A 12,163-nucleotide genomic window follows, 5' to 3' on the forward strand; every position below is an offset into this window, starting at 1 on the left:
ATATTAAGTTCCAGTGGGCATAAATAATTAAAGGTTTATGACTAAAAAAGATATGAGCAAATACAGTTTCCAATCTCTAGAAAATAAGCAGAATACTATTAGTTATCATAGAACTGATATACAGCAATATTAAATGATACAGACGCTAGGAGCACACAGACATCTTGTGCACCCCTACTAATTATTTGAACTCCAAAGAATTGCAAACAGCTATAACACTTATCAAACTAAAAAGTTGCTTGCTCTTTAGTTTTTGACTATTACCAGTGCCTTCATTTCAGCATTGAGCAGAGGTTGATGATAATTTTTTTGGAGGTCTGGCACAGGTTTCCCATCTACAATAACTTTGTAGATTTTTGCATAGCAGTTGCTCGGTAAATTTTCAACAATTCTTGTTTTAAATGCATCAGGACTATAAGTTCTAGCAAAGCCTTCATATGCACCCCATCCAGCAAAGCTTGCAGTATTGTCAAAAATTGTAATTGCTTTGTCAACATTGGGCTTCTGAATCCGTTTATTGTTCCAGATTTCTGCATATTCGTTAGTTAAAAATAGCGGTGCAATGACAAGTTTTCTGCCCACTTTCAATAAACGTACTGCCTCTTTAATAAACTTAATATCCAAATCATCTTGAAAATGCTCAAAAGAATGATGACAGCTAATTCCATCTAAAGATTCATCTGGGAGAGGGATCGCATCAATAGAGCCACCAATGTACTTAATTCCATCTGTGACTTTTCCGTCCAATAAGGAGTCTTGACAGTAAGCATTCAATTTGAACTCCGAAACTGCCATTAAAGCCTTTATATATTCAGCTTTCTCACCACCAGCAGCATCTAGTATTTCATCACCTTCTTTCAAATCTAATAGACTCATTGTCGTCAGATATTCAAGTGGCTTAGAATGGATGTAATCAAGCTGATTATATTTACTTAATACATCCGAATTTATAAAATCCCTATAATCTTTTTCAGAAAAATATAAATTGTTTATCTGTATTTGGACTTTGCCTATTTCCGAATCATTTGTTGGTCGTAAAATCTTATTAACTTTTAAATTGTTTAGACGCAAATTTGTCAGCAAACGCCATTTTTTATTGTTTAAAAACCTGCCCAATCGATCTACTATATCTAATTTACTAGTCACCATACTTTTACCCTGTGTCTTATTGATTGAAATGAAACTCGAAATTATTGCAGTTTAATCCCAAAAATCAAATTTCTGTTTTATCGAATAAATACAAACACTTACACGTAATTATAAAGGTACATTATCCTATCTCAGTAAAATCTACTTGATGAAAGATAGTTTTTACAAAATCTTCATTTTGTCTCTAATTATATAAATTTAATGTAAAGTCATAATCTTATTTTTTTGGATAACTTAGCCAACCTTATAAAACTCAATTAAGTTTGTAACATCAGTCTTCTACTCTAAACTACAGTCTCATCTTAAGGTTGCTGCCCTTTTAAGACTTCATTTAGAAATGTCTATGAAACTGACTTAAGTCAGTAATATAAAGTTTTATTACAAAAATCAAACTTTTAATGCATTTTGTTATAAGTTATGTAATATAATTTTTAATCAGTAATTCTGCGTAAGAACAACAGATAGAATAAGACAACTTTATATTCAAAGCTGAATTAGTCTAAATAAATATGCTAGAGTGATTTCTGAGGTTATATCAATAATTCTATACCTCGAACAAAGAAGTGAAACTCTCCAAGATATCTGCGATATCCACGATCGATCTGATGTATTAGTAACCTGGAAAATTATAATATTTTATTTTTATGTTTGCTTGCTTGATTCTTAACATCCGCAGTTTTGTTTAATTACTAATAATCTAAATTGGTCAACAAATCCTTTTTTTCATTAAATTTGTACAGACTAAAATGTGATTATATACTGCAATCAAACCTAAATATCTGGTTAGTAAAACAGCACTCAAACCGACCTGAAAATTTTTTTTGATTGAGAACTTAAAGTTACTCTAAAGAAAATGATTAAGACTAAGACTAAAAATTCCAGGTTTATTTGTAAATAAAAATAGTGAAATAGCTAAATTGTCTTGTATTTTTAAGCTCCTATCAAATTTTACCTACACCAAGTGTTCCTACTCATGAGTAATCAAAGCATTACAACAAATAAATTCAGTGAAGCACCTTTGGATTTACGTGCATCGACGTTTGTCACAGTACGTAAGGGTTCGTGGTGGTTAAGATTAACAACATTATTCTTAGTAGACTGTACTCTTTTATTTTTAGCTTGGGTTTTAGCAGCATATCAATCTACTGATGGACACTTTAGTTGGTATATACCGAGCCATTATTTACCGATTTTAACAGCTATTGGGATTCAAATAGGATCGCTAGCTATCGAAGGAATTTATAGAGAAGGTCAAAAACGTTATGACTATTTCAATATTATCAAATCGCTAACTTTTGCTCATGGATTAATACTATTAGTTAGTTTTTTGTATAAACCAGTTATTGATATAACACGTCCAAAATTAATATTATTACCTTGGTTGCTAAGTGTATTTTTTGTTTGTACTGGTAGATATGCTGTAAATATTACTCTTGAATATCTACGCAAACAAAAAAAAATAGTTCGTTCTTCTGTTTTCATTATTTGCGATCCTCAGGATCACGAGCAGATAGAGAGTTTTATAAAAAAAGAAAAGCATTACATTATATCTGGAACTGCGAATGCCAATTCACTAGACAGATATCAGCGTCAGCAAACATTGACTCAGCTTAATCAACTAGGAGTGACAGAAGTCTTTATATCTTGGGATGCGCTAAAAAATAGAATGTTTTTGTGCTGGTTGTTTCAAGCATCTGGGATACAAGTACATATTTTACCGATGGAATTAAAACCAATTTATAAAAACGTACAATTCAACAAAATAGGAGGAATGCCTTGTTTAAGTTTGGATTGTCCGATAATTACAGGTAAAGATTTTTGGATAAAGCGTAGCTGTGATTTTTGTTTTGCAACTTTATTTGTAATGTTCTTATTCCCCATTTATATAGCTATAGCTATAGCTATAAAACTTGACTCTCCAGGCACAGTATTCTACAAACAAACGCGTATAGGTCTACATGGTCAACAGTTTAAAGTATGGAAATTCAGAACAATGAGGTCTGATGCGGAAAAGTTACAAAAAGAATTAGAAGCATTAAATGAAACAAAAGATGGGATTATCTTTAAAATTAAAGATGATCCTCGCATTACCCGTGTTGGGAAATTTCTCCGTCGTTACAGTTTAGACGAATTACCTCAACTTTTTAACGTTATCCTTGGAGAAATGAGTATAGTGGGACCTCGCCCTTTACCTACCAGAGATGTTGAAAAGTTTGCCGAACATCATTTTATTCGACATGAAATTTTACCTGGTATTACGGGTCTTTGGCAAGTCTCAGGTCGCTCAAATATTTTAGATTTTGAACAAGTGATTCATCTCGATATTAGCTATATCGAAAATTGGTCACTGAGGTTAGACTTTGAAATTCTCCTTAAAACAGTTATGGTGGTTTTGCAAAAAGATGGTGCTTACTAAGAGAAAAAATCTCTAGCTGGGCAGCTATGATTAGAGAATTTACTTTTCGTATAAATCAATAAAATTATTGCAGTTTTCAGTTTAATTTGTGGCGGATTCAATTTAGATTTTTTTACATTACACAGAGGATGTTCTAAAAAATCTAGCAGGATATATCCGAAAAAATCATGATGACTCAAAATGAAAGAATTAAGCTGAATTAAGAATTATAAGAATGGTAGAAAAGTACAAATTCATAAGTAATTCCTTCTCAATGATACTCAATCGGTTAGTACAAAGTGTTACAGCCTTTGTGTTAACCGCTTCGATTGCTCGTACTCTAGGAGCTGAGGCTTTAGGGCAGTATCTACTAGCATATAGCTACTATTTTATTTTTGTAGGCATTGCTTCACAAGGGCTAAAAACATTGTTCACTAGAGAACTAGCTCGTGAACCCCAAAAAACATCAGTCTATTTAATGAGTGGTACTTGCTTACAGCTAATATTTAGTTTTTTCAGTTATGGAGCATTGGTGATTGTAGTATTTTTACTTCCCTATAGTACTAAAACCTCGACTGTTTGTTACATAATGGGTTTAACGATCATCCCCTTTGCGCTTTCTAATATCACAGAGGCAATTTTTCAAGCGAAAGAAAAGATGCATCTGATTGCAATCGCTACAGTGCCAGTTTATATTTTACGCCTAATAATCATGATTTGGGCGATGCAACTAAAATATGGAATTGAATATTTAGGGGCGATCCTAGTTTTTTCTGAAACACTAATTTTAGTAATTGAATGGATTTTTATCGCTCGGTTAGTAAAAATAAAATGGCAAATCGATAGAAATTTTGTCTTGAATACAATCAAAAATGCGCGCACATTTTTTGCTATTGAAGCAATAGCTGTAGTAATTGGTAGAATTCAAATACTGATCCTTTCATTATTAGGAAACGAGTTTTTAGTAGGTTTATTTGGCGGAATAACACAATTATTACAACCGTTTTTGATTATTGCTAACAGTATGAGTTTAGCAATGTTTCCAAGGCTTTCAAAAGCAGTAGAGCAAGGAAGGGAAAAGCAGAGGCAGATAGCTGAAAATCTTATCGAAATCCTACTAATCATCGCATTGCCCTTATTTCTTGGGATCTTATTGTTTGGCAAAGATTTATTAGTTTTTCTCTATAATGCTAGCTTTGCTGAAGCAAATATAGCTCTTACGATCAGCGCTGCATCACTTATTTTTTTGCCGTTTACCCGCTCACTGACTTATTTACTTGTAGCCAATGGTTTCGAGATAGTGAACCTACGTGAAGTAGTTATTACCAGTACATTAGGGAGCTTAGGAGGTGTGGTATTAGTTTCGCGCTATCAGTTACTAGGTGCAGCTTTAATGGTATTATTGATGACTATTTCTGGTTTTAGCCAGTATATTTATTTCACCTATACTCGCCTATTTTCATTAAATTTATGGCGAATTGTGCGCCGACCATTAATAATAACTATTGGAATGCTACCTATATTAATATTTTTACAAAAACTTAGTTTAAACTTTATATTAACTCTAATTATTGCAACTTGTGTTTATACTTTATTTGTAACTTATTTAGGTATTCGTGCATTTGGAGGGTTTCGGTTTTTATGGTTGAAATTGTTAAGATCGCAGTAATGTAATTAGTCTCAAATAAATTATTATTAACTCATAAATAAAAAAATATAAAAACTGATGAAATAAAGAATTTAAGAGGGAGGATATAATTGTAATTATGATGAAAGTTGCTTTATTACATTTTAGCTTTGAAGATTACACCATTGAATTAGCAAACAGTCTGGTTAAATATGTTGATTTAACGCTAATTCACCCGGAAAAAGTTTCAAATGTCTGTAGCAATGTTCTCGATCCCAACATCCGCGTAATTAGCTTTAAAAAACCACGGATTCGCGATCCACGCAACCTATTGTCGATGTACGCGATGATGCGTATTATCAAAGACATACAGCCGGATATCTTGCATGTGCAAGAAACTAACGATCCTTGGTATGATTGGACTTTGTTACTCAACAAAATGCCGCCATTGGTGACAACTATCCACGACATATTCCGTCACCCAGGAGATAGCATGGCTGTATTCGGTTCAGAGTATACTAGGCGTATTGCCTTCTATCGTTCCCAACAATTGATTGTTCATACTCATCAACTAAAAAAGATTCTAATTGAACAATTTCGTATACCTCAAGAGCGAGTCAATGTTTTACCACATGGGGAACTTGGTAGTTTGTATCAGCGTCGGGGTAAGAAATATAGTCAGACTCGCGATCCAAATACGTTACTATTTTTTGGCCGCATCTGGCCATACAAAGGATTGAAATATTTACTTCAGGCTATGCCTTTAATTGCTGAACGTATACCTGAAGTCAAACTGATTATCGCTGGACGGGGAGAAAATATCAAACAATATTTCCCTAATGGTTATGATGAGAAACACTACGAAATTATCAATGACTTTATCCCCCTTGAAGAAGTAAGTAATCTATTTCAACGCAGTACGATAACAGTTCTACCATACATAGAAGCCTCTCAAAGTGGAGTGGCAGCCTTATCTTATGGGATGGGAACCTTGGTTGTAGCCTCTGAAGTAGGGGGATTAAGTGAGATAATTCAGCATAAAAAAGATGGGTTGTTAGTTCCACCTTGTGATGTTCAATCTTTAGCTGATGCCATTATTTATTTGTTAAGCGATCGCGATTTGCAACAACGTATGCAAGCTGCGGCATTAGCTCGCTGTCAGGAAGATTTAAATTGGTCAAATATTGCCGCTCAAACAGTTCAAGTTTATTATAAAGAACTGAATATGCAAAATAAATATTAGTTAATTTATTTATGAGGAAAATACTAATTTTTGCTGAACAGGTATTCACAATTTTGAGCTTGCTGATGTATTCAGGGGCAATTTTTGTTGTTGTACTGTCAGGAGGAGCAGGGCAGACTGATTTAGTAGAATATGATAGCTCTGTGATTCGAATTATTTATTCTTTAATCTACCTAGTTACCTTAGTACTATTAGTTTTGCGTTGGAAGAAAACTCTTTATTTCCTTAGGAAAGACTTTTGGCTTTATTCTTTAATTTTATTGTCAGCTTTTTCTATTATTTGGTCTTTTGAACCATCAACAACATTAAAAAATAGTTTTTCCCTAATTAATTCCAGTTTGTTTGGACTATATTTTGCTTCGCGATATAGCTTAAAACAGCAGTTACATTTACTTGCTTGGAATTTTGCAATTATTATAATACTCAGTTTTGTTTTTGCCATAGCTTTGCCTAAATACGGAATACAGAGCGATTTGGATGGTTCAAAGTGGCGTGGAGTATTCACGCACAAAAACGGTCTGGGAGCAAGAATGGTAACAAGTAGTATGACTTTTTTTATACTTGGTTATCAAACTCAAAGACGTAATTGGCTTTTCTGGGCAGGGTTTGTCTTGTCAATACTACTCTTACGGCTTTCTGCTTCCGGTTCATCTTTAGTTAACCTATTAATCATAATATTGACATTTTTTGCTTTTCAAATTTGGCGTTGGTCTTACCAGTTCATGGTACCAACCCTAATAATGATCGCTACTATCGGCCAAAGCTTATATTTTTGGTTGTCTAGTAACGCGAATGTCCTGTTCAATGCAATTGGTAAAGATGCGACGCTGACGGGTCGAACAGAGTTGTGGCCATTAGTAATTGATAAGATTTGGAAACATCCTTGGCTTGGTTACGGTTATGGTGGATTCTGGCAAGGATGGAATGGCGAATCTGCCGATATTTGGCTTGCAGCTGCATGGACGCCAAGCCACCCCCACAATGGATATCTGGCTCTTTGCCTAGATTTGGGTCTTTTGGGCTTAGGAGTCTTCTTTTTTGGATTTTGGCGCAATTATCTGCAAGGATTTGCTTGGGTGCGTAGTAGCAAAACAGCATTTGATATTTGGCCACTTATACACATGACATATATACTTTTATCTAGCCTCACTGAGTCTAACTTAATGGAATCAAATAGTTTGACTTGGATACTCTATGTGGCGGCATCTCTCTCAGTCAAAATCTAAAAATCAGATGATTAATCAATATAATTGTAACCAGCTAATAACAGCAAAACTGATAGCTGTCATGATGTGTATATGCATATTTATTATTTAATCCAGTTTCGCCAAGTTCTGAATATAAGTTCCATAAATAAGGTATATTTTAGACTTGACGACTGAGTGTTTTACTAAAGTAGCCTTTCACATTTACCCTGGCTATACCCATAAATTCAGGGTTTCAACCATTTTTCCGAGTGAGTGAATAATTACTGACTAAACTAATTAAAAATTGAAATTATTATGGCATCACCGAAAAAAGTATTAATTATTGTTGAAAATCTCCCAGTTCCCTTTGATAGACGGGTATGGATGGAAGCAACTACTTTGCAAAAAGCTGGGTATGAAGTTAGTGTAATTTCACCTACGGGTAATGGCTTTGAAAAAGATTACGAAATTATTGAGCAGATTCACATTTACCGTCACCCTCTACCACCGGAAGAAAGTTCTGTCATTGGCTATCTCCGAGAGTACAGTTGGGCGATTAACTGGCAATTCCGTCTAGCTCAAAGGGTATGGCGAGAGCGTGGTTTTGATGTCATACATATTTGTAATCCGCCCGATTTACTTTTCTTGGTAGCAGCATGGTTTAAATTATTTCATGGTATATCTATTATCTTCGATCATCACGATCTCAGTCCAGAAATGTATGAAGCTAAGTATCGTCGGCGCGATATTTTTTATTATGGATTACGCTGGGCTGAACGCTTAACCTATGCTACAGCAGATATGGTAATTTCAACGAACGAGTCACACCGAGAAGTAGCTCTTAAGCGTGGGCACAAGAAACCAGAGAAAGTATTTGTAGTTCGTAGTGCGCCGGATCTTTCGCGCTTTCGCCGAATGCCTCCAAACCCCAATTACCGCAGAGGTAGAAACTACTTGATAGGTTACATGGGTGTCATGGGAGAACCAGAAGGTATCGATTATCTCTTAAGAATGGTATATTACATTGTCCACAAAAAAAATCGCTCTGATATTCACTTTATGCTAATTGGTAGTGGTCCTATGGCAGAAAAGCTCAAGGACTTATCCAAAGAGTTAGAAGTGAATGATTTTGTAGAATTTACAGGGTTTAAGCAAGGTGAAGAACTTTTAGAGCGGCTTTCCAGCTGCGACGTGTGTGTAGAACCTTCTCCAACATCTGCTTATAACGAAAACTGCACTATGAATAAAATCCTTGAATACATGGCAATGGGAAAAGCAATTGTCCAGTTTGATTTGCGAGAGGGAAGACGTTCTGCACAAGAAGCATCTCTTTATGCCAAACCTAATGACGAGGTAGAATTTGCCGAGAAAATTTTGGAACTTCTAGATTCTCCTGAACGTAGACAAAAGATCGGAGCCGAGGGCCGACGTAGAATGGAGGAAATTCTTGAATGGCAATATCAAGCTCCAAAACTGTTAGATGCTTACGATAAAGTTTGGCAAAGTAGGTAGCTACTTTAACTTTCAGAATTACTATATTGAGTAGTAAATGAGTTGACTAATGAGTAGATGTTTATGGTCAAAATTACAAAATGACTAAAGAACGGATTTTTTACTTGACTTTGAAATTTTGGCTTTGGCTAAGATAGTTGATCTGACAAGGAATCTAGCCGTATAATATCCAAGCCAAAAATCAAGTCTTTGATAATCCAGAAATAAATGTGAATGAATATTAGTGGTTGATGGCTAATGCAAAAAAAATTTAATTTAACCTCCTGTTACTAAAGGGTTGATTTATGGGAAGGTCGTTATAGTTAGGACGTAGTTAACTCATCTGAAATTCCAAAATTAACAAAGGTTTTGCTCAATAAAGGTACACACCACCGTTACACATTTCACTCAATGGGGACTAAATTTTTCACTTAAATATATACTACAATACATTTCATTTAAGCACTTCTTGCTTCTTTTATTTGCGCCTTTGGCGGTTCGTTAAAAAAAGGATTTCGATAAAGAGTTAAGCTTTAACTGAACCGTATTCGTCTATACTATGTTTTATATTGTAAAATTATACATAATCAGTATTGTCAATTGCACTGGTTTGTGACTGTTATAAGTCAATTTTGAGTTTCTTGCTTAAGACCTGTACTTTGGAAGATTTATGTCAGAAAAATCTATGGAATCTAGAGAATCTATTGATTTAGACCTTAATCGTTACTTATTGATATTGAAACGCTGGTGGTTGCCTGCTTTCAGTATATTTGTGGCGACAGTTATTCTGAGTGCCATATCTACACAATTTCTGAAGCCAGACTATGAAGCAGAAGGAAAACTGTTATTCAGGATTCCCAGTTTTAAAGTAGCAGGCAATAATCTTTACCCTGATACCTCTGAAGGAGGAGAAGCAGGAGATTTGAAACCATTGGTAGCAACTCAAAATCCCATAAGCAGTCAGATAGAAGTTATTTCTTCCCCAGCTTTATTACAACGGACAATAGACAAACTACAACTAAAAGACAACGAAGGTGAACCTTTGGAGGTGAAAGCACTACTAAAAGCCCTGAACCTAAAAATTGTTGGTGGGACAGATGTATTGCGTATTACTTATAAAAGTCACAATCCTGAAGAAGCAGCAGCAGTAGTCAACACAATTATGAGGTTTTATTTAGAAAATGATATTCTGACAAATCGCTCTGAGGCAGGAGCGACTCGTCAGTTTATGGCCAAGCAACTTCCTACAACTCAAGCTGCTGTTAATAATGCAGAAGTAGCGCTACGTATATTTAAACAAAAGCATCAGATTGCAGATTTATCAGAGGAAACAAGGTCAGCTGTTGCGACTATTGGAAATCTAGACAATGAGATGAATACTGTCAAGGCTCAACTGGATGAGGTAAATGCCCAAACCAATCAACTACGGCAGAAAGTAGAGCTAAATTCTCAAGAAGCGATCGCTGTGAGTGCCCTCAGTCAGTCACCAGCAGTACAGGGAATTCTTACACAACTCCAAGAGACCGATCGGCAGTTAGCGGTTGAGCGCAGCCGTTTTCTAGATGATAACCCAGTAATTATTAACCTAGAAGCAAAAAAAGCGAATTTAAAATCTCTCCTACAACAGCAAGTTGGTCAGACTGTTGGCAATCAAACACAAGTTCCCCAGAGCCTATTGCAGATTGGAGAACTCAGACAAAGCCTGATACAAAACTTTCTGCAATCAGAAATACAACGTTTTGGCTTAACTCAAAGACTCTCGTCACTATATAATTCTCGTGCCAGCTATGAACAGCGGGTGAAACTCATACCCCAGTTGGCTCAAAACCAGCGGGAGTTAGAACGGAAAGTTGAAGTTGCAGAATCGACCTATCAAACTCTATTGAAAAAGGTTCAAGAATTACAGTTAGTTGAAAATACAAATACCCCTAGTTCCCGAATTATTGCTCAGGCTTTAGTGCCTGAAGATCCTACATTAACCAAAAAAATAATTGTTTTGGTGCTAGGAGTCATGTTCGGTTTGTTTTTTGCTACCACAACTGTACTTTTTCTCGCGATGAGAGATAGATCTCTAAAAACACTTAAAGAAATTAGAGATGTATTTGGATATACTTTGCTAGGAATTGTTCCTTTGTCTGTTAAAAAGCTTCGTTCCCGTGATTCAAATGCAGAATCAACGTCTCAAACAGTTGCCGTCAGAGATACTCCCCACTCTTTAACGAGTGAAATGTACCGAATGATTCAAGCAAATCTGAAATTCTTAAGTTCAGATAAATTGCTTAAAACCATTGTGATAACTAGTGCAATTCCTAAAGAAGGCAAGTCTACAGTTTCAGCTAATTTGGCAGCAGCGATCGCTCAACTAGGACGTCAAGTTTTATTAATAGATGCAGATATGCGAGTTCCTTCTCAACATCATCTCTGGCAATTAACCAATGAAGTTGGTTTAAGTGAGGTTCTCGTAGGTCAGGCTGAATTTAACATTGCCGTATCTAAGGTAATGGACAACCTTGATGTTTTAACTGCTGGAGTTAGGCCTCCCAACCCACTTGCTTTGCTTGACTCAAAACGGATGGCATCACTCATTGATAGTTTCTCATCCCAGTATAAGTATGACTTTGTAATTATTGATGCTCCTCCACTGCTTTTGGCAGCCGATGCTTTGACTTTAAGCCAAATGACTGATGGTATTTTGTTAGTAGCCCGACCCGGAGTAATTGATTCCAACAGTGCTAATGCTGCTCAAGAGATATTAGAGAGATCCAATTACAACGTTCTAGGTTTAGTAGTCAATGGAGTCATTGATAAAAATGAATCTAGTAGTTATCGATATCATTCTCACGAATACTTTAACCCAAGAGAGTTGAAAAAAGAGCTTAAGGGACTGGCGAAGAAATAAAGCTTCTAAAAAATTATTTTAGGAGTTACATCAAGTCCGGATAAATATTTATTAATAAAGACTGACGTAAAGACGCCAGAAGTTTTAAATAATAAGTAATTAACCGGACTAAGAATTATTGGCGTTGCATAATAGAGGGATGAATTGAGGTCATCTACTGTGCAATGTCCAT

The 12,163-nt window shown here is 35.4% G+C and carries 7 protein-coding genes; 6 read left to right on the forward strand and 1 reads right to left on the reverse strand.

What is annotated here, in order from left to right; genetic code table 11:
• Positions 1-246: 246 nt before the first annotated feature.
• Positions 247-1,149, reverse strand: coding sequence for a methyltransferase domain-containing protein (locus RMY64_RS33865; protein WP_322702343.1), 903 nt, complete (start codon positions 1,147-1,149; stop codon positions 247-249).
• 973 nt (positions 1,150-2,122) lie between these two features.
• On the opposite strand from RMY64_RS33865, the gene RMY64_RS33870 reads away from it, so the two are divergent.
• The 6 genes from RMY64_RS33870 (at position 2,123) to RMY64_RS33895 (ending at position 11,991) form a co-directional block, all read left to right on the forward strand.
• The gene (locus tag RMY64_RS33870) at positions 2,123-3,565 is read left to right on the forward strand and encodes a sugar transferase (protein ID WP_322685411.1); all 1,443 of its coding nucleotides are present in this window, start codon (positions 2,123-2,125) and stop codon (positions 3,563-3,565) included.
• 214 nt (positions 3,566-3,779) lie between these two features.
• Positions 3,780-5,213 carry an oligosaccharide flippase family protein gene (locus tag RMY64_RS33875; protein ID WP_322702344.1) on the forward strand — a complete coding sequence of 478 codons (1,434 nt, stop codon included), beginning with the start codon at positions 3,780-3,782 and terminating at the stop codon, positions 5,211-5,213.
• 97 nt (positions 5,214-5,310) lie between these two features.
• The gene (locus tag RMY64_RS33880) at positions 5,311-6,414 is read left to right on the forward strand and encodes a glycosyltransferase family 4 protein (protein ID WP_322702345.1); all 1,104 of its coding nucleotides are present in this window, start codon (positions 5,311-5,313) and stop codon (positions 6,412-6,414) included.
• A 65-nt stretch (positions 6,415-6,479) separates the two neighbouring features.
• Complete coding sequence (locus tag RMY64_RS33885) at positions 6,480-7,640, forward strand: O-antigen ligase family protein (protein ID WP_322702346.1); 1,161 nt, start codon at positions 6,480-6,482, stop codon at positions 7,638-7,640.
• Between the two features lie 276 nt (positions 7,641-7,916).
• A complete protein-coding gene (locus tag RMY64_RS33890; protein WP_322671725.1) occupies positions 7,917-9,113 on the forward strand; it encodes a glycosyltransferase family 4 protein in 1,197 nt (398 codons plus the stop codon).
• Positions 9,114-9,762: 649 nt separating this feature from the next.
• Complete coding sequence (locus RMY64_RS33895) at positions 9,763-11,991, forward strand: GumC family protein (protein ID WP_322671726.1); 2,229 nt, start codon at positions 9,763-9,765, stop codon at positions 11,989-11,991.
• The last annotated feature ends 172 nt before the right edge of the window (positions 11,992-12,163 follow it).

The organism is Nostoc sp. DedQUE08, assembly GCF_034530895.1.
Classification (GTDB): Bacteria; Cyanobacteriota; Cyanobacteriia; order Cyanobacteriales; family Nostocaceae; genus Nostoc.

Bases quoted from the DNA above. Each gene is read 5' to 3' on its own strand.
- RMY64_RS33865 (WP_322702343.1), bottom strand. From the start codon at position 1,149: ATGGTGACTAGTAAATTAGATATAGTAGATCGATTGGGCAGGTTTTTA.
- RMY64_RS33870 (WP_322685411.1), top strand. From the start codon at position 2,123: ATGAGTAATCAAAGCATTACAACAAATAAATTCAGTGAAGCACCTTTG.
- RMY64_RS33875 (WP_322702344.1), top strand. From the start codon at position 3,780: ATGGTAGAAAAGTACAAATTCATAAGTAATTCCTTCTCAATGATACTC.
- RMY64_RS33880 (WP_322702345.1), top strand. From the start codon at position 5,311: ATGATGAAAGTTGCTTTATTACATTTTAGCTTTGAAGATTACACCATT.
- RMY64_RS33885 (WP_322702346.1), top strand. From the start codon at position 6,480: ATGTATTCAGGGGCAATTTTTGTTGTTGTACTGTCAGGAGGAGCAGGG.
- RMY64_RS33890 (WP_322671725.1), top strand. From the start codon at position 7,917: ATGGCATCACCGAAAAAAGTATTAATTATTGTTGAAAATCTCCCAGTT.
- RMY64_RS33895 (WP_322671726.1), top strand. From the start codon at position 9,763: ATGTCAGAAAAATCTATGGAATCTAGAGAATCTATTGATTTAGACCTT.